Source organism: Bacillus sp. MRMR6 (assembly GCF_001940785.1).
GTDB lineage: Bacteria > Bacillota > Bacilli > Bacillales > Cytobacillaceae > Neobacillus.
This window is the reverse complement of sequence record NZ_MSLS01000013.1, coordinates 63,568-87,477: the sequence shown is the minus strand read 5'-3', so window position 1 is coordinate 87,477 and position 23,910 is coordinate 63,568. Positions and strand designations below refer to the sequence as shown.

Annotated in this window: 26 protein-coding genes, 1 pseudogene and 1 riboswitch; of the genes and pseudogenes, 14 read left to right on the top strand and 13 right to left on the bottom strand. The window is 39.0% G+C overall.

Going from position 1 to position 23,910, the window contains the following annotated elements; all coding sequences use genetic code 11:
* Positions 1-80: 80 nt before the first annotated feature.
* Positions 81-251: a hypothetical protein gene (locus BTR25_RS27665; protein ID WP_175596789.1), complete on the top strand. Its 171-nt coding sequence runs from the start codon at positions 81-83 to the stop codon at positions 249-251.
* A gap of 87 nt (positions 252-338) precedes the next feature.
* Here BTR25_RS27665 and abc-f read toward each other — a convergent pair whose 3' ends face one another.
* Together abc-f and acnA are read right to left on the bottom strand one after the other, a co-directional pair.
* Entirely contained in the window at positions 339-2,045 is a 1,707-nt protein-coding gene (gene abc-f / locus BTR25_RS14160) for a ribosomal protection-like ABC-F family protein (protein ID WP_075688699.1), read from the bottom strand.
* A 347-nt stretch (positions 2,046-2,392) separates the two neighbouring features.
* Positions 2,393-5,104 carry an aconitate hydratase AcnA gene (gene acnA / locus BTR25_RS14155; RefSeq protein WP_075688698.1) on the bottom strand — a complete coding sequence of 904 codons (2,712 nt, stop codon included), beginning with the start codon at positions 5,102-5,104 and terminating at the stop codon, positions 2,393-2,395.
* 326 nt (positions 5,105-5,430) lie between these two features.
* Between acnA and sspO the strand changes: the two genes are divergently transcribed.
* A complete protein-coding gene (sspO, locus tag BTR25_RS14150; protein WP_075688697.1) occupies positions 5,431-5,580 on the top strand; it encodes a small acid-soluble spore protein O in 150 nt (49 codons plus the stop codon).
* 83 nt (positions 5,581-5,663) lie between these two features.
* On the opposite strand, the gene BTR25_RS14145 is transcribed toward sspO, so the two are convergent.
* Positions 5,664-5,933 carry a hypothetical protein gene (locus BTR25_RS14145; RefSeq protein ID WP_075688741.1) on the bottom strand — a complete coding sequence of 90 codons (270 nt, stop codon included), beginning with the start codon at positions 5,931-5,933 and terminating at the stop codon, positions 5,664-5,666.
* A 116-nt stretch (positions 5,934-6,049) separates the two neighbouring features.
* Between BTR25_RS14145 and BTR25_RS14140 the strand changes: the two genes are divergently transcribed.
* A complete protein-coding gene (locus tag BTR25_RS14140) occupies positions 6,050-6,190 on the top strand; it encodes a small acid-soluble spore protein P (protein WP_075688696.1) in 141 nt (46 codons plus the stop codon).
* A gap of 36 nt (positions 6,191-6,226) precedes the next feature.
* On the opposite strand, the gene selA is transcribed toward BTR25_RS14140, so the two are convergent.
* Entirely contained in the window at positions 6,227-7,633 is a 1,407-nt protein-coding gene (gene selA, locus BTR25_RS14135) for an L-seryl-tRNA(Sec) selenium transferase (protein WP_075688695.1), read from the bottom strand.
* 101 nt (positions 7,634-7,734) lie between these two features.
* Between selA and BTR25_RS14130 the strand changes: the two genes are divergently transcribed.
* Positions 7,735-8,124, top strand: coding sequence for an Hsp20/alpha crystallin family protein (locus BTR25_RS14130; RefSeq protein ID WP_254842716.1), 390 nt, complete (start codon positions 7,735-7,737; stop codon positions 8,122-8,124).
* Positions 8,125-8,206: 82 nt separating this feature from the next.
* Here the strand turns inward: BTR25_RS14130 and BTR25_RS28475 are convergent, their stop codons facing one another.
* The gene (locus BTR25_RS28475) at positions 8,207-8,413 is read right to left on the bottom strand and encodes an Rdx family protein (RefSeq protein ID WP_368482995.1); all 207 of its coding nucleotides are present in this window, start codon (positions 8,411-8,413) and stop codon (positions 8,207-8,209) included.
* 184 nt (positions 8,414-8,597) lie between these two features.
* Between BTR25_RS28475 and selD the strand changes: the two genes are divergently transcribed.
* Positions 8,598-9,656 (top strand): selenide, water dikinase SelD, encoded by a 1,059-nt coding sequence (gene selD, locus BTR25_RS14120; RefSeq protein WP_083652384.1) that lies wholly within the window; start codon positions 8,598-8,600, stop codon positions 9,654-9,656.
* 69 nt (positions 9,657-9,725) lie between these two features.
* On the opposite strand, the gene BTR25_RS14115 is transcribed toward selD, so the two are convergent.
* The 3 genes from BTR25_RS14115 to BTR25_RS14105 form a co-directional block, all read right to left on the bottom strand.
* Entirely contained in the window at positions 9,726-9,881 is a 156-nt protein-coding gene (locus BTR25_RS14115; protein ID WP_075688693.1) for a YpzG family protein, read from the bottom strand.
* A gap of 142 nt (positions 9,882-10,023) precedes the next feature.
* Entirely contained in the window at positions 10,024-10,989 is a 966-nt protein-coding gene (locus BTR25_RS14110; RefSeq protein ID WP_075688692.1) for an L-threonine 3-dehydrogenase, read from the bottom strand.
* 30 nt (positions 10,990-11,019) lie between these two features.
* The gene (locus tag BTR25_RS14105; protein ID WP_075688691.1) at positions 11,020-12,213 is read right to left on the bottom strand and encodes a glycine C-acetyltransferase; all 1,194 of its coding nucleotides are present in this window, start codon (positions 12,211-12,213) and stop codon (positions 11,020-11,022) included.
* A gap of 307 nt (positions 12,214-12,520) precedes the next feature.
* Here BTR25_RS14105 and BTR25_RS14100 point away from each other — a divergent pair, with 307 nt between their 5' ends.
* The 3 genes from BTR25_RS14100 (at position 12,521) to BTR25_RS14090 (ending at position 15,202) form a co-directional block, all read left to right on the top strand.
* Positions 12,521-12,808 carry a hypothetical protein gene (locus BTR25_RS14100; protein WP_075688690.1) on the top strand — a complete coding sequence of 96 codons (288 nt, stop codon included), beginning with the start codon at positions 12,521-12,523 and terminating at the stop codon, positions 12,806-12,808.
* Between the two features lie 268 nt (positions 12,809-13,076).
* Positions 13,077-13,178: riboswitch (purine riboswitch) on the top strand.
* A 120-nt stretch (positions 13,179-13,298) separates the two neighbouring features.
* Positions 13,299-13,895: a xanthine phosphoribosyltransferase gene (locus BTR25_RS14095; RefSeq protein WP_075688689.1), complete on the top strand. Its 597-nt coding sequence runs from the start codon at positions 13,299-13,301 to the stop codon at positions 13,893-13,895.
* A complete protein-coding gene (locus BTR25_RS14090) occupies positions 13,892-15,202 on the top strand; it encodes a nucleobase:cation symporter-2 family protein (RefSeq protein ID WP_075688688.1) in 1,311 nt (436 codons plus the stop codon). The genes BTR25_RS14095 and BTR25_RS14090 overlap by 4 nt, the downstream gene beginning before the upstream one ends.
* Positions 15,203-15,262: 60 nt before the next feature.
* Here the strand turns inward: BTR25_RS14090 and BTR25_RS14085 are convergent, their stop codons facing one another.
* The 4 genes from BTR25_RS14085 to BTR25_RS14070 all read right to left on the bottom strand — a co-directional run bounded on the left by BTR25_RS14085 (position 15,263) and on the right by BTR25_RS14070 (position 17,391).
* Entirely contained in the window at positions 15,263-15,478 is a 216-nt protein-coding gene (locus tag BTR25_RS14085; RefSeq protein WP_075688687.1) for a spore germination protein, read from the bottom strand.
* 76 nt (positions 15,479-15,554) lie between these two features.
* Positions 15,555-16,358 carry an MBL fold metallo-hydrolase gene (locus tag BTR25_RS14080; protein ID WP_075688686.1) on the bottom strand — a complete coding sequence of 268 codons (804 nt, stop codon included), beginning with the start codon at positions 16,356-16,358 and terminating at the stop codon, positions 15,555-15,557.
* 40 nt (positions 16,359-16,398) lie between these two features.
* Positions 16,399-16,926 carry a methylated-DNA--[protein]-cysteine S-methyltransferase gene (locus tag BTR25_RS14075; protein ID WP_075688685.1) on the bottom strand — a complete coding sequence of 176 codons (528 nt, stop codon included), beginning with the start codon at positions 16,924-16,926 and terminating at the stop codon, positions 16,399-16,401.
* A gap of 15 nt (positions 16,927-16,941) precedes the next feature.
* Positions 16,942-17,391, bottom strand: a complete 450-nt coding sequence (locus tag BTR25_RS14070; protein WP_075688684.1) for a GNAT family N-acetyltransferase — start codon at positions 17,389-17,391, stop codon at positions 16,942-16,944.
* Positions 17,392-17,647: 256 nt separating this feature from the next.
* On the opposite strand from BTR25_RS14070, the pseudogene BTR25_RS27135 reads away from it, so the two are divergent.
* The 6 genes and pseudogenes from BTR25_RS27135 to BTR25_RS14040 all read left to right on the top strand — a co-directional run.
* Positions 17,648-17,860 (top strand): annotated as a pseudogene (locus BTR25_RS27135) (ABC transporter ATP-binding protein); the annotation flags it as partial.
* A 207-nt stretch (positions 17,861-18,067) separates the two neighbouring features.
* Entirely contained in the window at positions 18,068-18,967 is a 900-nt protein-coding gene (locus tag BTR25_RS14060; protein ID WP_254842715.1) for a putative selenate ABC transporter substrate-binding protein, read from the top strand.
* A 14-nt stretch (positions 18,968-18,981) separates the two neighbouring features.
* Complete coding sequence (locus tag BTR25_RS14055) at positions 18,982-19,770, top strand: phosphonate ABC transporter ATP-binding protein (RefSeq protein ID WP_075688681.1); 789 nt, start codon at positions 18,982-18,984, stop codon at positions 19,768-19,770.
* Positions 19,736-21,373: a PhnE/PtxC family ABC transporter permease gene (locus tag BTR25_RS14050; RefSeq protein ID WP_075688680.1), complete on the top strand. Its 1,638-nt coding sequence runs from the start codon at positions 19,736-19,738 to the stop codon at positions 21,371-21,373. Before BTR25_RS14055 ends, BTR25_RS14050 begins: the two co-directional genes overlap by 35 nt.
* 173 nt (positions 21,374-21,546) lie before the next feature.
* Positions 21,547-22,716, top strand: a complete 1,170-nt coding sequence (locus BTR25_RS14045) for an MFS transporter (protein ID WP_075688679.1) — start codon at positions 21,547-21,549, stop codon at positions 22,714-22,716.
* A gap of 64 nt (positions 22,717-22,780) precedes the next feature.
* Positions 22,781-23,107: a PepSY-like domain-containing protein gene (locus BTR25_RS14040; RefSeq protein ID WP_075688678.1), complete on the top strand. Its 327-nt coding sequence runs from the start codon at positions 22,781-22,783 to the stop codon at positions 23,105-23,107.
* 49 nt (positions 23,108-23,156) lie between these two features.
* Here BTR25_RS14040 and map read toward each other — a convergent pair whose 3' ends face one another.
* Positions 23,157-23,900 (bottom strand): type I methionyl aminopeptidase, encoded by a 744-nt coding sequence (gene map / locus BTR25_RS14035; protein WP_075688677.1) that lies wholly within the window; start codon positions 23,898-23,900, stop codon positions 23,157-23,159.
* Positions 23,901-23,910 lie beyond the last annotated feature (10 nt).

Genomic DNA, 23,910 nt, shown 5'->3' with positions numbered 1-23,910 from the left:
AAAACCTACATTCATAAAATAGTCATAATAAGCCATCCTAAAATAGCTGAACTGAAAAAGGTATTTTTAGGGGGGATAAAATGGATGTTTCAACAAACGATCTTGCGATTATTGAACAAGCGTTAAAGGCAGCGGTCGCAAACAGCACAGATTATTCCGAAATTGAGCAGTTTGAATCTGTCCTTAAGAAGCTTAAAAGTACATCATCAGAAGCACAGATGGATGGTTTTCGTTACGATTATGATGATTAGATTTTACAAAAAAGTTCCGGAACCCGATTGGGCCGGAACTTTTTTTTTCATAAATCAATCATTTTTAATGTAGGACTCTTTTTGTTCTTAACCGATTAATTTTCTTTTTTTCTTTAAAAGTAGATTGAATTCAAGGTCCAATTCCTGATATTTAGGGTGTTTTTGATCGATTAAGGATAATTCTCCTAAAATGATTGCAATCCTATTTTCAATAATCAACAAGGTTTCGTTATCATTGGATATAGTATCAGGATTTTTATTAAAGTATTCCTCCGGTTTAATCTCTAACCGTTTTATATTCCCATCCTCAAACACCAGTAATTTATCACATAGTTTATTTAAAAAGTAATAATCATGGGATACCGTTAGGATGGTTCCTGTAAATTCATCTAAGGTTTTTTCTAGCTGTTCTCGGCTTGGAAGATCTAAATGGTTAGTGGGTTCATCCAGAATGAGGACATCGTACTCACCCATTAAAATATCCACGAGCTTCACTCTTGTACGTTCCCCTAAGCTTAACGTACCCATTGGTTTAGTAATAAGTGCCTCTTTCATTCCAAGATTGGCAAACATCGTCCGTGCTCGGAAAATAGATTCCCTGTCAGTAAACCCTAGAGCTTCTAAGGCTGTTTGATTCGGTGACAGATCATCTACATCCTGGCTGAGATAGGCGATTTTTAACGATTCACTTTTCCACAGCTCGCCAGATGTGAGAGGTTCTTGACCTATTATCATTTTTATGAAGGTCGTTTTCCCACAGCCGTTTTCACCGATTAAGCCTATTCGTTCTCCTTGTGAAATATAGAATTGAGAATCATGGAAAAGTGGTTCGTAACCGAACACTTTCGTTAACTTTTTAGCTTCAATAATCCGTTTTCCGCGTTTTCCTTTACTTTCGAATTGAAAGCGGACTCCTGCCTCATCCGTTGGCTTCTCTATCTTATTCTTTTCTAGTTCTTGCTGGAGTCGTTTCATTTTTGATTTGATTTGTTTGTCACGATTTTTTGCCTTTGCACGGTGATATTCTTTGTATCCCCGATCTCGATCCTGTTTCGTTGAGTTGCGGTGAGCCTTTTCAGACCAGGATGTTAAAAGGTCCATTTGCAGCTCGATTTCCTCTTTTTTCTTTTGTTGAATTGAATATTGGTGTTGCTGTGATTCTACTCTACGCTTTTTTTCTAGCTGATAATCACTGTAATTCGCTTTGTAAAAATGCATTTTTCCGTCTTCTATTTCAAAAATCTGCGAGACGGCTTTATCTAAAAAGTGTCGGTCATGCGAAATAATCAACACTGCACTATTAAAGCTTTTCAGTTCAGAGATTAACCATTCAATCCCTTTAAAATCTAAGTGGTTTGTTGGTTCATCTAAAATCAACAGTCCCGGCTTTGAAGCCCAAACCTTAGATAGTGCAAGCTTTAGCTTCTCTCCGCCGCTGAGATGTTGAAGCCGGTCTTCCTGCCATTCATTTGCCTTTTTCAAGCCTAATTCAGAGGCCAAATGATACATTTCACCTTGCAAAGTCGAATCAGCTTGATAAAAATCATTTACTTCATAATCAATAGACTGGGATAGGTAGCCGATTCTCAGTCCTTTTAATTTTTCTATAGTCCCTTTATCTGGAGAAAGCTTTCCTGAGAGGATATATGCTAATGTCGTTTTCCCTGTACCGTTGTATCCAACTAGGCCAATTCTGTCTCCATTTTTGATCTCGAACGAAATATTTGTTAATACTTTCCTTAAGTTAAAACTTTTTTCGATCTCTCTTACTTTCATTAATTTCTGATTGGTCATAAAAAAACCCCTTCCATTGAAACCTGAAGAGGTGTTTGTGTTTATATCATGAAAGCAGCCGAAAAAATAGTATGCACGAAAGAAACCTATAGCAGGCTCTAAAACATACAAACATCGGTTATGTACGATCAGGATATAAAAAAGGGCAGACTAATCCCATTCTTCAGGTTCAACATTTTTCGTTTATTCGAATCATGTACTGAAAAATAAGATTATAACTTCATGCCTCTTTACCATTCCTTTTCGTTGATTGATTTTATTTTATTCAAGGCTGGAAAGATTGTCAATTGTTTCCTGCTTTAGTGAATGAAAAAACACCATGCATCGAAATGCATGGTGTCTTAACATTATGCTTCTTGTAATTTTTCGCGAAGTACCATTGGAAGGATCCCGCCATGACGGTAGTAATCAATTTCAACTTCAGAATCGAAACGTACAAGAACTTCGAATTCTTTCTTGTTACCTGCTTCGTCTGTAGCTGTAACTTTTAAAAGATCACGTGGGCGAACCTTTTCGTCCACTTGAACCTCGAAGGTTTCTTTACCAGTTAAACCTAATGTTTCAGCACTGTCGCCATCTTTAAATTGAAGCGGAAGAACGCCCATTAACACTAGGTTTGAACGGTGGATACGTTCAAAGCTTTCTGCAAGAACCGTTTTAATACCTAAAAGGTTAGTACCCTTTGCAGCCCAGTCACGTGAAGATCCCATACCGTAGTCTTTACCAGCAAGAACCATTAAGCCAGTGCCGTTTTCTTTGTACTTCATGCAAGCATCGTAAATGCTACTAACTTCACCAGTTGGCCAGTAAGTAGTGACTCCACCTTCTGTGCCTGGTGCGATTTGGTTACGAATACGGATGTTTGCGAACGTTCCACGCATCATGACTTCGTGGTTACCACGACGAGAACCGTATGAGTTGAAGTCACGAGGTTGTACGCCTTTTTCTAATAAATACTTTCCAGCTGGAGTATTTTTGCCAATAGCACCTGCAGGAGAAATATGGTCAGTTGTTACCGAATCACCGAACTTACCTACAACACGAAGTCCTGATAATGGTTCAACAGTACCTGGTTCTGGTGATAAGCCTTCGAAGAATGGAGGATTCGCAATATAAGTAGAATCTTCATCCCAAGTATACAATGGCTCATTGCTAGTCTTAATTTCGTTCCAACGTTCGTTGTCACCGAAAACATTCGCATATTCACTGCGGAATAGTTCAGGCGTAACAGTACGTTGTACCACTTCATTCACCTCAGCAGTTGTTGGCCAAATATCCTTGAAGAATACATCATTACCATCTTTGTCTTTACCAAGTGCTTCAGAAGCGAAATCAATGTTCACAGTTCCAGCAAGTGCATATGCCACAACAAGCGGTGGTGAAGCTAGGTAGTTACCTTTTACAAGCGGATGAATACGGCCTTCGAAGTTACGGTTACCTGAAAGAACAGATGTAACTAATAGGTCATTTTCAGCAATTGTCTTCTCAATTTCTTCTTTTAATGGACCAGAGTTACCGATACATGTTGTACAGCCGTAACCCACAAGGTTGAAGCCAATTTGCTCAAGGTAAGGAAGTAATCCAGAATCACGAAGATATCCTGTCACAACCTTTGAACCAGGTGCTAAAGAAGTCTTAACGAATTTCGGAACTTCCATGCCTAATTCCACTGCCTTCTTCGCAACAAGGCCTGCACCAACTAATACATATGGGTTAGAAGTATTGGTACAGCTAGTGATGGATGCAATCGCAACTGCACCCGTTTTAATGGTTGTTTCTTCGCCGTTATTAAACTTCACAACAGCTTCTTTTTCAAGCTCATCAGCCTGTAAACCGAAACCTTGGTTTCCTTGTGGTGCCGAAACTGCCTTTACGAATTCTTCTTTCATTTTTGAAAGCGGAAGCAAATCTTGAGGACGCTTAGGACCAGAAAGGTTAGCTTCAATGACAGATAGGTCAATTTCAACTACATCTGTATAAACTGGCTCTAAAGTCGGATCAAAGTATAAGCCGTTTGCTTTGCAGTATTGTTCTACTACATTGATTTGGTCTTCTTCACGGCCAGTTAAACGTAAATATGCTAATGATTCGTCATCAATAGGGAAGAACCCACAAGTTGCACCATATTCAGGAGCCATGTTAGCAATCGTTGCACGGTCTGCTAGTGGAAGTACAGATACACCTGGGCCGAAGAATTCAACGAATTTACCAACTACACCGTGACTGCGAAGAACTTGAGTTACTTTTAACGCAAGGTCTGTTGCCGTTGCACCATCTGGAAGTTCTCCAGTTAATTTAACTCCGACTACTTCTGGAACTGGGAAGTATGAAGGCTGACCAAGCATTCCTGCTTCTGCTTCAATACCACCTACACCCCATCCAAGTACACCAATACCATTGATCATGGTAGTATGTGAGTCTGTACCAACTAATGTATCTGGATACGCTTCAAGTTCTCCGTCAGTATTTTCAGAAACATGAACAACGTCTGCTAAATATTCAAGGTTAACTTGGTGTACGATACCAGTTGCTGGTGGTACAGCACGATAGTTATTGAATGATTTTTGTGCCCAGCTTAAGAACTGATAACGCTCTGCGTTACGTTCAAATTCCAAATCCATGTTAACCCGTAAAGAGTCTGCTGAACCGTATGCATCAACCTGAACAGAGTGGTCAATAACAAGGTCAACTGTTTTTTCTGGATTGATTTTGTCTGGGTCCCCGCCGAGGTCTGCCATTGCTTTTCTTAGAGAAGCAAGGTCAACGACTGCTGGTACACCAGTAAAATCTTGTAGGATGACACGAGATGGCTTGAATGGAACATCTACTTCCTTAAGCTCATCTGTACCCCATTTTGCTAGGTTTTCAACATGTTCCTTTGCGATTACGCGACCGTCATATTGACGTAGAACAGATTCAAGTAATACTTTTACGGAATATGGCAATTTAGAAACGTTGCCAATGCCTGCCTCTTCAAGTGCACTTAATCGGTAATAGTGATAACGTTTACCGTTGGCTTCAAAGGAAGCGCGTGCGTTAAAAACATCATTTTTCACCATGTGTAAATCCCCCTCATTCGTCATAATATACCAAAATTAACGAAAAGTCGAAAAGTTTGAATACTCCCATCAACCCTTACTTTTCTCACAATTCTTATATTAATACAACCTGTAACATAAGTAAATAACAAGAAAGTTATTGAGTTTGATAAGTTTTTCTTATATTTAGTATGTAAAAAGTTMAAAATATTATGAAAAATCGTGCTGTGCCGTGTAAATATTTTATGATGGGAAATTATTCAATCTCCATTTCATTATCGCAAAAAACCTTTTCTTTGTCATTATTTTTGACTTAAAGGAGATAGTATTTATAGGGGGTGAAAAGGATGCAACGTCGAAAAGCGAACCACGTGATTCCTGGAATGAATGCAGCTAAAGGTCAAGGTCAGGGTGCCGGTTTCAACGAGGAAATGGCAAACGAGCCTTTAACAATAAAAGAGAAAATGAACAACAAAAAGCGCAAAAAAAACCAATAAGAAGCTCATTTGTTTACCCTAATGGGTATCATGATTCAGTCGAACTATTTAGAAAAGCAGGAGTTTCCCCCTGCTTTTTGTTTTTATTCGGGTAAGTTTACTTCGGCAACGATACTTTGCAAATCTTGTTGAAAACGTTCTAGCTGTGCTCTTTGGTGTTCAGATGCGACTTCTAATGCATTTTCGATTTGCTGATAGGCTTCGTTTACTTCTTCCTTTAAATGCTTTAACTGATGTCCATAGCTTGCACTATCGCTTACTATTGTTTCAAAAAGCCCTTGGGCTTCTTCATATCCCTGTTGGGCAGCTTGGAAAGCCTGTTGTTTGTCCTTATTATATGGATATTTCTGCATCATTCGTTTCACTCCCCTCTAGTTTCTATACCGTTAAATTGCACAGGCCTATTCAAAATTATTCAGCATAAAAACTAGAGCAGATTTACATCCTAAGATTATAGGAGGGATGGAATATGGTAAACAAAAACGATGGAAAAGACATGCGAAAAAATGCTCCTAAACAATCTGGGCAGCCGGAACCATTGAGCGGTTCGAAAAAAGTAAAAAACCGCAACCATACACGCCAAAAACATAATTCACATCATGATATGTAAATAAAGCACCCCCCTCTGCATCAAGAGGGGGGGTTATTATATTTTACTTAGTACCTCAATAAGATAACGTTCTTCCTCAGTCGTAACCGTTCTTAGGTCGATTATATATTCTTCTTTTTGAATGCGGCCGACAATCGCAGGTTTGTATTCAGTCCTAAGCTTTCTAGACAGTTGTTCTGCTGATAGGGTATGATGCTTTAAACTAATTACCTTTGTTGGCAGTTCAACATCGGGCATCGTCCCGCCCCCAACTTGACTTGTGGAAGAATAAATTTTAGTTTCGAACAAACTTGTCCGCTCTAACAAGTTTGTAACAAAATGATTTGCCCTTACGTCTATTTCATGATGAGATGTTAATAAGTCACGGATTGTTGGTATGTTATGTACCGCTTTTTCACCCCGTGCATAATCAATCAACGTTCCCTCTAGGGCTGCTAATGTCATTTTATCAACCCGTAAGACCCTAGCTAGTTGATGCTTTTTTAACCGGTCTATAATTTCTTTTTTTCCTGCAATGATGCCTGCTTGTGGACCCCCTAACAGTTTATCGCCGCTAAACGTAACAATGTCTGCACCCATTTCAATTACTTCTTTTACAACTGGCTCATCCCCAATGCCATGTTTTCTAAAATCAAACAATGCACCACTGCCTAAGTCCTCATAAAAGATTACTTCTTCCTGTTCTTTGGTTAATTGAATTAGGTTTTCAGTATCAACAGATTTAGTAAAACCGACTACCTTAAAATTACTAGTATGAACTTTCATGATAATCGCCGTTTCAGGATTGATAGCACCTTCATAATCATATATATGAGTCTTATTGGTTGTACCTACTTCAACAAGTTTTGCACCGCTTTCTTCCATAATAGAAGAAATTCGGAAGGAACCACCGATCTCTACTAATTGACCTCGTGAAACAATCACTTCTTTATTTTCTGCCATAGCTCTTAAAACGAGGTAAACAGCTGCCGCATTATTATTCACGACCATCGCAGCCTCTGCACCTGTGATCTTTTTGATCAGCGTTTCTGCGTGAGTATGTCTAGACCCTCGCTCACCCTCAGGTAATTTGTACTCAAGATTTGAGTAATTTCTTGCTGTCTCTACAACATGCTGAATCGCATTTTCGCTTAATCTCGCTCTTCCGAGGTTTGTATGTAAAATGGTCCCAGTCGCATTGATAACCTGCTCCAGTGTATAAGAATACTGGGTACTGACTTTCTGTTTGAGGAATACGAAGATTTCGTCCACAAACTCATTTGTGCCTGGCAGTGCACGCTGCCATTCCCCATTTAAAATATTTGCCCTAACTTGATCGATGACTTCTTTTAATTGATTGGTTAATTGTGTTTGATCCAATTGATTCCCTTCAAGCAATGTTACAAACTTCCCATGACTTTGAAGTTCATGGATAGCGGGAATGGATCGCAGCCATTCTTTCACTATATAAAAACTCCTTCACTCTTCCGAATTTAATATCATTATACCATCACACGTTTTTATTCTGTATGAATAATATAAACCAAGCAAGGGGGGTTGTGAAAGTGTCATACAAAGATGAAAAAGCCATAGATTTCGATCTAATGGAAAAGTGGCTTAAAAACTATTGTCTCGACCCACTTACATCACTTGAGGACATGTCTCAATTTCGTATAGATCTTTATGAAACAGAAAAAGAATGGATTTTAGAGGCGCTGTTAACGGACTTTGACAGCTCTGATATAAAGGTATTTATTGAGGAAAGGAAGCTTGTTATCACTGCTTCAAAGACAGTCAGTACCACTGTGTTAGATAGARAAGTCAGGAGTATTACCTTCCCCTTTCAAGTCATTAATCAGAAAGTAAGCGCTAACTTTTTAAATGGCATTTTAGAGGTGGCCATTTCAAAATCAGATAAAGGACTCGGAAAGTCATGTTTTATAACACTGCCTTAAAGTTAACTTTAGGCTTTATTTTTTTTGTTTGAAAGTTTACATAATAATATTATAAAAAACTCTCGGGTAAGAGAGTTTTTTATTAGTTGGAAGTGATGTTATTAATGATTTCCTGTGCGTCAGGAAATACTCCTGTTTCGAGTTTTGAATAGATTTTTTTCCCATTTACCGTTACTTCAAATGCCCCGCCGGAACTAGGTACTAGTTCTAATTTCTCAATATCTCGACGAAAATGCTCAAATAGTTCTTCCGCGAAACTCGCGGCTTTTGGTGCATAATTTCACTGCATACAAAATTCGATTTTTACAGAATGGTTACTCACTTTTTTACCCCCTAAAACTATTTGTTTTTTATTATTTCTATAGTAAAAATTATTTTAACCTATTGATAAAATTTCCGCAAATGATTAACCTGCGTTATGTAGTGCGCTTTTTGTATGAAACAGTTATACTAATAAAATGGAGGTGTACATAATGAGTGAAAATGAAAAAGTTCGCCTAACCTCTTTATCGACTAAAGCTGGTTGAGGCTGCAAAATTGGTCCTGAGGACCTGGCGCAAGTTTTGCGCCTTTTACCGAAACAAGACCCTATACCTGAACTTTTGGTAGGACATGAAACTTCAGATGACGCAGGAGTTTACCGTCTAACCGATTCAATCGCTCTCATACAGACTGTTGATTATTTTACTCCCATCGTCGACGATCCTTATATGTTTGGGCAGATAACAGCAGCTAATGCACTTAGTGATGTTTATGCAATGGGCGGGGAACCGAAAACGGTATTAAATATTGTCGGTTTTCCGATTAAGAAGCTTGGTGCGAAGACATTATCAGATATCCTTCGCGGTGCAGCAGATAAAGTAAAGGAAGCTGGTGCCGTAACGGTTGGTGGACATTCGATTGATGACCAGGAACCTAAGTTTGGTTTATCTGTAACCGGTATTGTCCACCCAGATAAGGTTTGGAAGAACGTTGGGGCAAAACCTGGTGATGTGTTGGTCTTAACCAAACCGCTTGGTGTTGGTATTATTACTACAGGGATAAAAAGAAATGTAGTCACACCTGAACAGGAACAAATCGTTACAGAAACCATGGCTGCCCTAAATAAAACAGCTGCCGAAACGTTAACAGATTTTCATCCACATGCAGTTACGGATGTGACTGGGTTTGGGTTACTTGGCCATGCTAGTGAAATTGCACGAGGAAGCGGTGTAAGCTTTGAAATATCCTTGGCCAAAGTGCCCGTCCTAGAGGGTGCACTAGCACTTGCTAAGGATGGTATCGTCCCTGGTGGTTCCAAGTCGAATCATAAATGGTTGGCTCATGATGTCCATTACGATGAAGACATTATCCATGAAGAACAGCTTGTTCTATGTGATGCGATTACCTCTGGCGGACTTCTTATTTCAATCAATGAAGAAGAGGCCGATCAGTACATTGCTCAATTACATGTAAGAGGATTAACGGATGCAGCCATAATTGGTCGTGTTATAGAGAAAACAGATAATCTCATCCATGTCAAAAAGTCATAACTAGAGGTTTATTGTTAAAAATGAAGAAGAAGACGTAATAATACGTCTTCTTTCTTTTTTGACCCGTTATCAAAACATCCTGTGTGCTTTGGCATTTCCTCTTGCTCTTATGGTGTTTTGTGTCACCTGTGTTTCACCATTTACCTGGGAGTTCAAATGCTTCCGTCGAGTATGATTCTTGTGAAATAGTTTAGATTGGTCATCTAATTGATCTCTGTAACTCATCAAATCACCTCGTGTGTAGGATAGTTGATACGGGTTGATACCCATATGGAATATCAATAATATAGTTAGCTTATTAGGAGTATTTTATCCTGTTTCTTTGTTGTTTGATGATAATGGATTATCTGAAAAAAGCTCGAACCTTCTAGGCTCGAGCTTCATTAATGTTTAATTTCCTTGATAATTTCTCAATCATATCACTGGTCATTTTGGCCAGGTCGTATTCAGTTTTAAACCCCCACTCAGTACTAGCTGCTTTTGCATCAATTGAATTTGGCCAGCTGTCTGCAATTTTCTGGCGAACAGGGTCTACGTTATAAGTTATTTTAAAACCTGGAATGTGTTTTGTAATTTCTTTAGCGATCTCTTCAGGTGCGAAACTCATCGCTGTCACATTAAAGGAATTTCGATGGATTAGCTTTGATGAATCTGCCTCCATTAAGTCGATAATAGCATTCAAGGCATCTGGCATATACATCATATCCATATACGTCCCTTGATCGATATAAGAGGTATACTTTCCTCTGCTCAGTGCTTCATAATATATTTCTACTGCGTAATCAGTTGTACCTCCACCTGGCAGGGTTACATAAGAAATTAATCCTGGGAAACGCAAGCCGCGTGTGTCTAAACCGAATTTATGGTAATAGTAATCCGAAAGAAGCTCTCCGGCTACTTTATTTACCCCATACATTGTGGTTGGTCGCATAATCGTATCCTGCGGTGTACTGTCTTTAGGTGTTGTTGGCCCAAATGCACCGATTGAGCTTGGTGTGAAAAATTGTGCATTCACTCCCCTCGCTGTTTCAAGTGCGTTCATCAATCCGCCCATATTTAAATTCCATGCCATGACAGGGTTTGCCTCTGCTGTCGCTGATAATAGCGCAGCTAAATGCATGACTGTATCAACCTTGTATTTCTTTGCAACTTCGACCATTCTATTTAGGTCTGTAACATCAACTCGCTCAAATGGTCCACTCTGGGCTGCTTCACTATCATTTTTTTTTAGATCAGTGGCGATTACATTATTTGTGCCATAAATTTGGCGTAACCTCATCGTTAGCTCAGAACCAATTTGACCAAGGGCACCTGTAATTAAAATACGTTTCATTCTTCCCCGCCTCTTCGAATGTGACTTAATCTATTGAATGACTCCGATTTCCTTACCAACTTTTTCATATATGTTGATTGCTTCATCGAGCATTTCTTTCGTATGGGCAGCTGTAGGCATGTTTCGAACACGGCCTGTGCCTTGTGGAACAGTTGGGAATACAATCGCTTTCGCGTATACCCCTTCTTCATTTAACCGCTTGCTGAATTGTTGCGTTAAGGTTTCATCCCCGATAATACATGGTGTGATTGGAGTTTCACTTCTTCCAATATTGAAGCCCAATCTCTTTAGACCATTCTTAAGGTAATCCCCATTTTCCCACAATCTCTTGTTTAGCTCCGTGCTTTCCATGAGGATCTCAATTGATTTTTTGCTGGCTGCCACATCAGCAGGTGTTAAGGATGTAGAAAATAAGAAAGGTCTGCTACGAACCTTTAACCAGTCAATTAAGTTTTTCTTACCAGCGACATAGCCACCGACAACTCCGATTGCCTTAGAAAGAGTTCCGATTTGAAAATCAATTTTGTCGGACAATCCAAAATGCTTCACTGTACCTGCACCAGCACCTAAGACACCAGAACCGTGAGCATCATCCACATATGTAATGAGGTCAAACTCTTCGGCGATTTTTACAATCTCTGGAAGAAGTGCGATGTCCCCATCCATGGAAAATACTCCGTCGGTAATCACCATAATTTTGTTATACTGACCAGATTCCTTCGCTTCTTTCGCTTTTAAACGTAAGTCATTCATATTTGAGTGATTGAAACGGATAATTTTAGCTCGTGAAAGACGGCAGCCATCAATGATTGAGGCGTGATTCAATTCGTCTGATAAAATGGCATCATTCTTATCCATAACAGCTGATATCGCAGCCATATTACAATTGAACCCAGATTGATAAGCAATCGCTGCCTCTGTATGTTTAAACTCGGCAAGCTTTTCTTCTAATTCAACATGGAGCTTTAACGTACCATTTATGGTCCTTACTGCCCCTGCTCCAACTCCGTACTTTTCAATTGCCTCTTGTGCAACTTGTTTTAAGCGTTCATCAGTCGCTAGCCCGAGGTAATTATTAGATGATAGGTTAATTAATTCTTTTCCATTTATGGTAATTAAGGGTCCGTTAGGGCTTTCTAATGGATCAATGATGTTATACAAACCCTTACTCTTCAAATCCTCGAGATTTTCATTTAAAAACTGCTCTAAAGTATGACTGGACACTAATAATCCCCCTTATTTGTCGCTATTGAAAAAACATTTGTCCGTTTCAGGCGTACAGTTAAAATCACCTAAAACGTTGTTTTAAAAGGTTTTCTTACATATATTTTATCATACTTTCTAAAGCGTGTTCACCCCAAATGGACAATCAAAGCAAAATTATTTTCAGTTTAGAGTGTCCAATAATATACAGGTATATTTTTCTACCGGTCTTCCCAGTTGGTTATTTCGCTTTTTTGTTCAAACAAGCTTTATAATAGTTACATTAAGTAATATTCATCATATGTGTTGTACAGAAAGGATGTCATTCATGTCACTTATTTCATCGCTTATTTATACCCTGCTTGTCGGTGGGTTGTTTATATGGATTTTTAAAGTTATTTATGATTATTTCTATGGTGAAAATCAAGAAAAACAAATTCGAAAGATCCATAAGGCATATAAAAAAGAAAGCATTGAGAAAGTAGAATTGTTAGACCACCAACCAAAAAAATACTCTATATATCAGATTAAAACAGTAAATAAAACAAATAGAATTAAAATGAAACCTGGTTATAAGATTGTTAAATTAGTAAAGAAAAAAGGACCTTCTCGGTGAAAATGTACGGTGTTGATTGGAGCGAAAGGCACTTCGCTTTCCGCAGGCGGTTCGGGGAGCCTCCTCGGCGCAATGCGCCTGCGGGGTCTCCCCTGCCACGTCCTCCTGCAGGAGTCTACGTGCCTTTCGCTCCAATCAATAATTGAATTTCTTAATTTTATCTTGGTTAACCGTTTTCAATATACGAATAATATTAACCTTTATTTTTTTTTTGTTCGTGTTTATCAAAAAAAAGAATTGATTTCCCTTTTGTACGTGTTATAATGCTATTAAATTCATATGTTTCACTCATATAATCGCGGGGATATGGCCTGCAAGTTTCTACCGGATTGCCGTTAACAATCTGACTATGAGTGGGTAATGCAATTGGAACGATTCTTTTAGCGTCCAATTAATTTGGTTTTTAAGCCCAAACGTCATTGCCTCACTCAAAAATTTGATGTGAGCGATTATGTTTGGGCTTTTTTATTTTTTATATAGGGGGATATTCATGAAGTTACTAGAAGAAAAAATCATTCAGGAAGGCCGGGCTCTTTCTGAGCATGTCTTAAAAGTGGACTCTTTCCTGAATCATCAAATTGATCCTACTTTAATGAATGAAATCGGGTTGGAATTTTCTGAGCGTTTTAAAAATCAGGGTATTACTAAAATCGTAACAATTGAATCATCTGGTATTGCTCCAGCTGTTTTCACCGGACTGCATTTGGATGCTCCTGTTATATTCGCAAGAAAAAGAAAATCAATTACTTTAGTGGATGACCTAGTAACGGTGAGCATACACTCCTTTACAAAAAATGAAACAAATGAAATTTCACTTTCTAGAAAATTTTTAAACGAACATGATCGAGTGTTAATCATTGATGATTTCCTTGCTAACGGTGAGGTTGCACTTGGCTTAGTAGAAATGGTGAACCAGACGGGTGCAAGCATTGCAGGCATCGGAATTGTTATTGAAAAATCCTTTCAGCCGGGGGCACAAAAATTAAAGGAATCTGGTTTAAGGGTAGAATCATTGGCAAGAATTGCCTCTCTCTCAAAAGGTAAAGTAACGTTTTTTAATGGAAAAGTGGAGGAATTCATCTCATGAAGACAAATGCATTAAAAATAACCTCTTTAGGTATTCAACACGTGCTAGCGATGTATGCTGGAGCTGTAATTGTCCCGTTAATCGTTGGAGGTGCCCTCGGTCTTACAGGCGAACAATTAACCTACTTAGTTTCAATTGATATTTTAATGTGTGGGATTGCAACTATCTTACAGGTTTGGCAGAATCGGTTCTTCGGTATCGGATTACCAGTCGTCCTCGGTTGCACCTTTACAGCTGTTGGCCCGATGATTGCCATAGGCGGACAATATGGAATTTCTGCTATTTATGGCTCTATACTTATTTCAGGTCTTATCGTAGTCTTAATTGCAGGCTTCTTTGGTAAATTGATTAAGTTTTTTCCGCCGGTCGTAACTGGCTCTGTTGTTACCATTATCGGAATTACGCTTATACCGGTAGCAATGAATAATATTGCTGGTGGTCAGGGAAGTGCAGATTTTGGCAGTTTATCGAATATCAGCCTTGCTTTCGGAACTTTATTATTTATTATCCTACTCTATCGTTTTACAAAAGGCTTTATCCGTTCGGTGTCAATCCTTTTAGGATTAGCAGCTGGAACGATTGCTGCGGCTTTAATGGGTAAAGTCAATTTTGCTGCTGTTGGTGAAGCGTCATGGTTCCATATAGTTAAGCCATTTTATTTCGGAATGCCTACCTTTGAATGGACACCGATTATTACGATGACCATTGTGGCAATTGTAAGTCTCGTTGAATCTACCGGCGTTTATTTTGCCTTAGGAGATATAACTGGAAGGAAACTGTCTGAAAAGGATTTATCAAAAGGGTATCGTGCTGAGGGTCTTGCAATCATCGTTGGTGGGTTATTTAATGCATTTCCTTATACCACCTATTCCCAAAACGTCGGGCTTGTGCAGCTCTCTGGGGTAAAAGGAAAAAATGTGATCTATACAATGGCTGTTATGTTAATCATTCTAGGATTTGTTCCTAAAATAGGCGCGCTGACAACTGTTATCCCAACATCAGTACTAGGCGGTGCGATGGTAGCCATGTTTGGAATGGTGATTGCATATGGAATTAAAATGTTAAGTAAGGTTAACTTTGCTTCTCAAGAGAATCTATTAATCATTGCCTGCTCTGTCGGTATCGGTCTTGGGGTTACAGCAGTCCCTGAATTATTTGCACAGCTGCCTGAAAGTATAAAGCTTCTTACTAATAATGGAATTGTTGCAGGAAGCTTTACTGCCATTTTATTGAATATCGTCTTTAATATTAGTAGGCCTGTTAAGCAAAGCAGCGAATTTCAAGAAAGTAACCAAAGTGTAGCCTAAGGGTACGAAAAAGACGACATTCAGCTGAGTGTCGTCTTTAATAATTTCTTTGGACATTGCTCATTTGAGCATCGCCCTAATCAGGTTTAATAGTTCTGGTATATTAGCTTGATCCCTTTGTTCAGAACCCTCTGAAGGTACTAAATCAGTGTTGTTCTCACCTGAACCTGAGTTCGTTTTGGTAACGGATATTGGTGAAATATAGATGGCTCCGCCAAAGTTAACGATTCCTCCTGAAATGGTACCGATTGTTACACCCTCATGCTGAATGGACAAACCTGCACCTCCTTATAATGTTTTTACTATAATATGTACAAGGAAGATGCTTGGTCACCTTATTTAGCCACTAATATTATTCATGCCTGTTAATAATAGAAGAAACGATATGTAAGGAGTTAAATTCTCCTTCAGAAATACTGACCAGCATATGTTTAACGGGGAATAATTTCTTGTCTATTTCATCAATCGAAAGTCCTTGTTTGTGTAAATCTAGTACCTCACCAGTGATGCTTTCTAAATAGTCCAGCTTTCGTCTAAGCATCTTTCGTCCATTTTCTACGTACCCTGCATGTGAGCAAAATAGCGTGCCAAAATCATAGGAAAGCAACCTTCGTAAGGAGTCCATTATGACTGGAATTGATTCGAATGATAGTAACACCTTTGGATTTGGATTGAGAAATAAATCACCTGAAAATAAGATCCCAGTATCCTTTTGATAAAGAGCAAGATGATCATCTGCATGTCCTGGTGTGTAGATAGCCTTCCATTCCACTGTTCTAGAATGAAAGCTTTCATTTTCCAGTGGCAAGGGCTTAAATACCTTCCGTACACCCCATGCAAATTGACGGTACTTTGGATATTGACCTGGTTGTCTACAGACTTCTATTCCTTTTGGATGAATGTATATTGGAACCTCTCGATTTTCTTGTATCCATGCAGCGGTACCTACATGATCCTCGTGACTATGTGTTAGCAACACAAAGTCAAATTCATATTCCTTATAAAAAGAGATTAAATCAGCTTCATCACGTGCAGCCCCTGTGTCAATTAGCATACCGTCAACAAGGAAGTTATACACTAGTCCCTCTTTTCGTCCCGAACGTAAATAACCAGCTTCTACACATGTTACCCCTTCTTTTTCAAATACATTAATCATAGATTGTCCCACTCCCCCTTCACCTTTGGATTTCTTTAAGCTAACGAATGATGAAGCTTCCTGCTTTTTCTATGTCTAACAGTGCGGTTTTCATTTCTAACCCTCCGCGATACCCGGTTAGTTTTCCATTCTTACCGATTACCCGGTGACAAGGAACAGTAATTAAGATGGGATTCGCTCCAATTGCTGTACCAACTGCACGAACAGATGCCGGTTTTTGGATGATGGTAGCTATATCTGAATAGGTGCATGTTGAACCATATGGAATTTCACAAAGTGCCCTCCATACTGCTTCCTGAAAGGATGTTCCCTTGTAATCAGATGGCAAAGTAAATGATTGGCGGGCACCCTGAAGATACTCGATGATTTCTTCAGTATACGATTTCAAATAAGCATCATCTTGAATTAGCTGGCTATTGGGATAGCGTTTACCTGCCCAGTCTGACATTTCTTTAAATGACTCTTTTTGAGAGCCGACAAAACATAGTCCTTTTGGTGTTGCGGCTATATAGATGGACCAATTTTCATGAGTTAATAAAGTCCAGTAAATTATAGTAGATGGTTTCATCCTTCATTCTCCTTTTCATAAATGATTAGCAACCAAATAGCTGGCAAGTTTCTCTCCCCACGGTGCCATGCCTTTAGGTTGGAATCCCGAACTTATGTACATCTTCTCTGCTCCAATGTTCTCTGGATGATAACCGAGAATGATTTCCTTACAATCAGGTTTATCTTTTAAACGCTGGATAATTTCCTTTAATGCCATTTTTCCATGGCCCTGCCCCTGATATTTTTCATCAATCATGATTCGATAAATCCAATAATTGCGATCATCTTCATCAAGCCCAAACAACGTAAACCCGACCATACTGTCGTTGTGATAAATCGCTAAAGCCTCGAAATTCTCTAAAAATTGTACTTGAGCAATCGAATATAGGTTAGAAGCAATAAATTTTCTTTGTTCTTCTCTTACCTGTAAATTGATGCATTCTTGCCAATTTTCTTTAGTAACTTTACGTAGTTTAATAGTCATCCATTCTCCTCCAGCTCTAGCAAGCTGTGCTAAATTATTTGTGTAATTCCATAATATCAAATTACTTATAAACACAAGTAGACTTATTTATGAGTAGATATTTTATGGTTACTTAGATCTGCACACGGTACTGACGCCTGGAAGAACCATGCGTGATGTATTACATGATGCCTTCCTCCCTCTTTTTGAAAAAGAAAGAGAATTAAATGAGGTAATTGCTCAAATGGCAGTGGCATCTCCGGAAGAATTGGAAGTTCTTTTAGAGAAAATGGGTGAAATCCAGGATGCATTAGATGCAGTTGACGAGCCAACAAACCACCTTGGTGTTACAGCTAAGGAAGAATTAAAACGTGCTCTCAGAGAATATAAAGGTACTGTTGTCCTAGTTTGCCACGAACCTGATTTTTATGAAGATTGGGTCACAAAAGTATGGAATGTCGAAGAATGGTCACAAAATGCAAACTCCTAAATTAAAAACCCAGTAGGAATTACTGGGGATTTTCCTATTCTCTCAATGCTTATGTTACATTTTGTAAATTATGGATATTGGTTTTTTCCATAAGTACCTATTCAATGAATAGATAAATTGAATTTATAAAGAGCACCTCTTTCTTTATAATCAAGAGCGAAGATATAGTTAGAAAGAAAAACTATAAATGTTTATGAGGAGAATGGAATGATGAAAAAAGGGTTAATTGGTATTATATTATTTATGTTTGTTTTTTCTTTAGCTGCCTGTGGGCAAACTGAAGATACACCCAATGAAGAAACGAAAGAAGCATCAAATGAAGTTTTAAAAATAGGAGCAATTCCTGACCAAAATGCATCTGATTTGCAAAAAGGAATGGATGCTGTAGCGAAATATCTAAATGAACAAACGGGGCTGAAAGTTGAATTTGTTCCCTCTGTTGACTATGCAGCGTTAKTGACAGGCTTCCAACGCGGCGAAATTCATTTGGCCTGGTTTGGCGGATTAACAAGTGTTCAAGCCCGTAACCTTGTTCCTGAGGCTGAATCGATTGTCCAAAGACCACGGGATGCAGAATTTCAATCTGTTTTTATCACCCAAGAAGGGTCAGGAATTAATTCGCTTGAGGATCTAAAAGGAAAGTCTTTTACATTTGGAAGTGAAAGTTCTACTTCTGGTCATTTAATGCCGCGTTATTTTATCAATGAAGCGGGCATCGACCCTAACACAGATTTTAACGGCAAACCTAATTTCTCCGGTTCTCATGACACCACTTACAAGCTAGTGGAATCAGGCTCCTTCCAAGCTGGAGCCCTTAATATCTCTGTGTGGGAAGCAGCGGTGAAAGATGGAAAGGTTGATACCTCAAAGGTAAAAGTCTTCTATACAACTCCTGATTATTATGACTATAACTGGACGGTTAATAGCAATCTTGAAGAAGTATTTGGTAAAGGTACGAAGCAAAAAGTGAAAGATGCACTTCTTTCTTTTACAGGTGATCCAAAGGAAATGGCTGATTTGTTCCAAACGGATAAATTCATTGAAACGAAAAACGATAATTATCAAAAGATTGAGCAAGTAGCAAAAGAATTAGAGATTATAAAATAATAGGTGTGATTCAAATGACATCAAAAACGATGATTGAAACAAAAAACTTAACAAAAAAGTTTGAGCGGAAGATAGCTTTATCTTCCCTTTCTTTTTCTATTAAACAAGGTGAAATGGTTGCCTTAATTGGCCCAAGTGGAGCAGGGAAAACTACCTTGTTAAACAATATAGCCGGTTTAGTTACGGCTGATAGTGGAGAGCTCTTGATTGATGACCAGCCCCTTTCTACTTATAAAAAAGGGAAGATTTTCGCCAAGAAAGTAGGTGTGATTCGTCAGCAATTCGATTTAATTGGTTCACTTGCGGTTATTCATAATGTTTTAGCAGGCAGATTATCAGATTGGGGATTTTTCAAATCATTACTCTCGTTGTTAATCCCTCAAGAAAGAGAGCTTGCTTTAAGGGCACTAGATCGCGTTGGGTTGTCTGAAAAGGTCAATGAGATAACTTCTAATCTGTCAGGAGGAGAGCAGCAAAGAGTAGCAATGGCAAGGCTATTAGTACAAAAGCCTGAAATCATCCTGGCTGATGAACCAGTTGCCTCCCTAGATCCTGCACGAGCTGATGATGTGTTAGCGGTATTGACCAAGATTGTAAAGGAAGAAAATCAAACATTAATAGCTAGCTTGCATTCTGTTGATTATGCACGTAAGTATTTCAATCGAATCATTAGCTTAAAGGATGGAGAAATCTTTTTTGATTTACCTACTGATCAAGTAACGGACAGCCTGCTTACAGAGCTTTATCAATTGAAGGAGCAAAGGATCGATGACAAGACTAATCCCCTCCCTTCGTTCGCATAACCGCTTCTATCTCACATTACTATTAACTGCTATTTTTATTTGGAGTCTTTTTGCAATTAATTGGGACGGCGATCTAGTCCATGCTGGCGGAATTCCTACGATGCTGCAAATTTTTGAAGGGCTAATCCAACCTGATTTATCGTTAGACATTTTAATGGTTGGTTTTTCTTCTTCATGGATTACCTTAGCCTATGCGGTTGCAGGTATGTCATTAGCGATTATTTATGCTTTTATCGTTGGGACGCTAGCTTCTGGTATACTCACTGATGGAAAAGCTGGACGATTATGGTCAAAAGTTTTCTTTAGAGGAATACTAGGATTTACACGTTCCATTCATGAATTAATCTGGGCTTGGCTCTTTGTTGCTGCGATTGGTCTCTCCCCTTATGCAGCTATTTTTGCACTTGCTATTCCATACGGGGGAATACTCGGCCGTATCTTTGCAGATATGTTAACAGATGTACCAGRACAGCCAATAAAGGCATTAAAATCAGCGGGTGCTTCTAAACTCCAAATCTTATTTTATGGCTATCTACCGCTCATATGGGCTGACATGATCAGCTATACGATGTATCGATTCGAATGTGCCATAAGGTCTTCTGCAATTATGAGTTTTGTCGGCCTTGGCGGCCTGGGTTTCCAAATACAATTATCCTTATCTGACCTAAAATACAATCAAGTGTGGACTTATGTGTTTTTCTTAATTGCGATAGTACTATTAGTGGATGTTTGGAGTAATTTAGTCCGCAGAAATTTGTCAGAGAAAAGTCAAAAGAAAAGACTAAAAAAGGGCATGCTATCACTCCTTTTGACTTTCATACTAGTTCTTGGGTCTTGGTTTTATATTACTTTAGCTGAAAATGCCAATTTTTTTGAATTAGTATCAGATAAAAATCTTCAATATGCGAAGACGTTTTTCGGCGGTCTTATTGGAATTAACCAAGATCACCCTGCTTTCCTTGACTTAGACAGTTGGCACTCTGCTTTAGGTCTTACCTATGAGACGCTGCAAATGAGCATTTTAGCTATTGGGTTTTCAACGATCGCTGCCTTTCTTACTGTCCTTCCAGCGGCACGTAACATTGCTAATGGTGGTTTGACTTTATCAAAACGTTGGTATAATTGGGTTTTATATGGGATGGTTCGCATCCTTTATATCTTTTCACGCTCGGTACCAGAATTAGTTTGGGCAATGATGATTATCTTTATTTTCAAGCCTGGCCTTCTTCCAGGAGCCATTGCTTTAGCCCTGCATAACTTTGGGATACTTGGCAAGCTTTGGGCGGAGGCAATTGAGGATATGGATCCGAGACCAATAAGGAATTTGGCATCCACTGGTGCTTCTAAACTGCAAATCTTTTTTTATGGCATTCTGCCTTCAGTCCTGCCCCGATTCCTAACATATATTCTTTATCGTTGGGAAGTAATCATGAGAACAACGATTGTGGTCGGATTTGTAGGTGCCGGCGGTCTGGGGATGGAGTTTAAACTTGCCATGAGTTACTTCCACTACACAGAAATTACCTTACTGCTCCTTTGTTACATGATCCTAGTAATCATCGCTGACTTTGCATCGGAAACAACAAGAAAAGCAGTAAAATAGAAAAAGAACACATTCAATCTAGGGTGTGTTCTTTTTAATTTAGTCGAATTTATTTTTAAATGCTTGTATTGGAAATACATTTTCTATTATCCTAATCATAGAGCTAAAAATCCTCTAATATACAATAGGAGATTTGAAAGTACTTTGATTCACCTAGGGAGTGAGAACAACTTTTGGAAACAAAAAGAGCTTTACCGATTTTATTCTTAGTTATGTTTTTAGTAATGGTTGGTTTTGGAATCATTATACCTGTATTGCCCTTTTATGCAGAAGAAATTGGTGCGACCCCAACCCAGCTGGGCTTGTTAATGGCTGTTTATTCACTTATGCAGTTGATATTCGCACCCCTCTGGGGCGGATTATCAGACAAAATTGGCAGGAAACCTGTCATGATGATTGGGATCACAGGGTTAGCCCTCTCCTTCTTTATCCAGGCCTTGGCTACCGAGCTTTGGATGCTATTTGCCGCACGGATTATAGGTGGAATTCTTTCCTCGGCTAATATGCCCACTGCTATGGCCTATGTCGCAGATATTACTACGCCGGAAAATCGTGGTAAAGGGATGGGCATCATTGGTGCCGCAGTAGGACTAGGGTTTGTATTTGGCCCAGCGATTGGCGGAATTTTCTCTGGGACAAGCATGAGTTTGCCCTTTTATCTGGCAGGGTCAACCTCCTTATTAACGGTCTTTCTTGTTTTCTTTTTTGTAAAGGAAACCTTACCGAAAAAGGGAAAAAACGAGGTTCCTGCAAAGAAGCCTTCTTTATGGAAAGCATTTAGTGGTCCTTCATCTGTATTATTCTTATTACAGTTGTTGATTTCATTATCACTTTCAGGCTTAGAAGCAACCTTTGCCTACTTTGCTGCAAAGAAGGCTGGTCTTGATTCCACGCACCTTGGATACATATTTATGATCATGGGTTTTGCGGGTGCGATTGTACAAGGTGGATTAGTTGGGAAATTAACGAAGAGATTTGGTGAAGGGATGGTCATCCAAGGCGGGATTATTGTTTCCGCTATAGGATTCGGGTTAATCCTGCTAGTTGATAGTTTTATTACAGCAGCTATTTTCCTATCGATTTTCGGCATCGGTAATGGAGTGATTCGCCCAAGTGTATCATCCTTGCTGACAAAGACATCTACCGCTGGTCATGGCAGTGCAACGGGGCTTTTGTCTTCATTCGATTCATTAGGCAGGATTATTGGTCCCCCGCTAGGTGGTTGGCTATTTTCCATGGCTATCGGCTTACCGTACATCTCTGGTGCGATTATTTCCTTTTTAGCTTTCATTTTATATCAACTATATCGTACAAAGTCTACAGCTGCTTTAAAAACAAATTAGCATAAACAAAAAGGACATGCATAAGATAGGTTACGAGGATTCTGATAAAAAGGAGACAAATAGTATGAAGACACGATCTCGTTTTTCAGCGTTTTTAGTACTTTGTTTCTTGGTTGCCCTTATAGCTTATCTTGATTCGCCCTTTTCTTTTATTCATAAAGACCATTCCTACATGACCAGTGAACCAGCTGTTGCACAACCTGTTGATACAGAGCCTCCAAGCGATGTTCCTGTGTTGGAACAGCGTCTAGAAGATGTCAAAAAAATCGATGGCTATTATATTGAAATCTATCAAGAATATGAGGTCTATTATGATGATAAGGGTAATGTTATTAAGCGGGAACCAACATCTAAAACTGAATCAATAAAATATTGGGATAAGAATCAGTAACAAAAAAGAGCTGCTTATGATAAGCGGCTCTAACTATTTTAAAGTAATTTTATTCTGTTATGATGATTGGACCGTTTTTTGTAAGGATTACGGTATGCTCATATTGAGCGACAAAGCTATTTTCGGTGACAAATGTCCAATCATCACCTTCGTTTTGAAAGACCTCTTCCTCTCGGGTTGAGATAAACGGTTCGAATGCAATAACCATCCCGTCCTTAAGTAATTCATCTTCCCAAGTTTCATTATAGTTAAAGATATGATCGGGCGCTTCGTGTATCGTCCGGCCAATCCCATGTCCCGTAAGGTTCATGATCACAGTCAATCCGTGCTTTTTAGCTGTTTGATGAACAGCCCTTCCTAACCCGCTTTTTTTACTGCCAGGTTTTGCCTTCTTAAGACCGGCCTCAAAAGCTTCTTTTGCAACCTCGCAAATCTTCGTTAAGATTTCATCGCCGTTGCCTACTACAAAAGATATACCGGTATCTGCGAAATACCCATTCTTAGAGCCTGATACATCAATATTGACGATGTCCCCTTCTTGGATCACACGTGTACTAGGAATACCATGTGCTACTTCCTCATTCACACTGATACAGGTGAAGCCTGGAAAATTATATTCACCCTTAGGAGCAGAAATGGCACCCGCCTTCTCGAATAACTCTCCTGCTACATCATCGAGTTCCTTCGTCGTCACTCCTGGTTTTGTTCTTTTTACTAATTCGTCTCGAATATCAGCACAAATCTTACCGATTTCTTTTAAACCATTAAAATCCTCTTCTGTTTTTGCAATCATTTTTTTCCCA

Bases quoted from the DNA above. Each gene is read 5' to 3' on its own strand.
- BTR25_RS27665 (WP_175596789.1), top strand. From the start codon at position 81: ATGGATGTTTCAACAAACGATCTTGCGATTATTGAACAAGCGTTAAAG.
- BTR25_RS14055 (WP_075688681.1), top strand. From the start codon at position 18,982: ATGACATCAAAAACGATGATTGAAACAAAAAACTTAACAAAAAAGTTT.
- abc-f (WP_075688699.1), bottom strand. From the start codon at position 2,045: ATGACCAATCAGAAATTAATGAAAGTAAGAGAGATCGAAAAAAGTTTT.
- BTR25_RS14070 (WP_075688684.1), bottom strand. From the start codon at position 17,391: ATGACTATTAAACTACGTAAAGTTACTAAAGAAAATTGGCAAGAATGC.
- BTR25_RS14090 (WP_075688688.1), top strand. From the start codon at position 13,892: ATGAAGACAAATGCATTAAAAATAACCTCTTTAGGTATTCAACACGTG.
- BTR25_RS14100 (WP_075688690.1), top strand. From the start codon at position 12,521: ATGTCACTTATTTCATCGCTTATTTATACCCTGCTTGTCGGTGGGTTG.
- BTR25_RS14140 (WP_075688696.1), top strand. From the start codon at position 6,050: ATGGTAAACAAAAACGATGGAAAAGACATGCGAAAAAATGCTCCTAAA.
- BTR25_RS14095 (WP_075688689.1), top strand. From the start codon at position 13,299: ATGAAGTTACTAGAAGAAAAAATCATTCAGGAAGGCCGGGCTCTTTCT.
- sspO (WP_075688697.1), top strand. From the start codon at position 5,431: ATGCAACGTCGAAAAGCGAACCACGTGATTCCTGGAATGAATGCAGCT.
- BTR25_RS14040 (WP_075688678.1), top strand. From the start codon at position 22,781: ATGAAGACACGATCTCGTTTTTCAGCGTTTTTAGTACTTTGTTTCTTG.
- BTR25_RS14110 (WP_075688692.1), bottom strand. From the start codon at position 10,989: ATGAAACGTATTTTAATTACAGGTGCCCTTGGTCAAATTGGTTCTGAG.
- BTR25_RS14075 (WP_075688685.1), bottom strand. From the start codon at position 16,926: ATGAAACCATCTACTATAATTTACTGGACTTTATTAACTCATGAAAAT.
- BTR25_RS14080 (WP_075688686.1), bottom strand. From the start codon at position 16,358: ATGATTAATGTATTTGAAAAAGAAGGGGTAACATGTGTAGAAGCTGGT.
- map (WP_075688677.1), bottom strand. From the start codon at position 23,900: ATGATTGCAAAAACAGAAGAGGATTTTAATGGTTTAAAAGAAATCGGT.
- BTR25_RS14145 (WP_075688741.1), bottom strand. From the start codon at position 5,933: ATGCAGAAATATCCATATAATAAGGACAAACAACAGGCTTTCCAAGCT.
- acnA (WP_075688698.1), bottom strand. From the start codon at position 5,104: ATGGTGAAAAATGATGTTTTTAACGCACGCGCTTCCTTTGAAGCCAAC.
- BTR25_RS14115 (WP_075688693.1), bottom strand. From the start codon at position 9,881: ATGAGTTACAGAGATCAATTAGATGACCAATCTAAACTATTTCACAAG.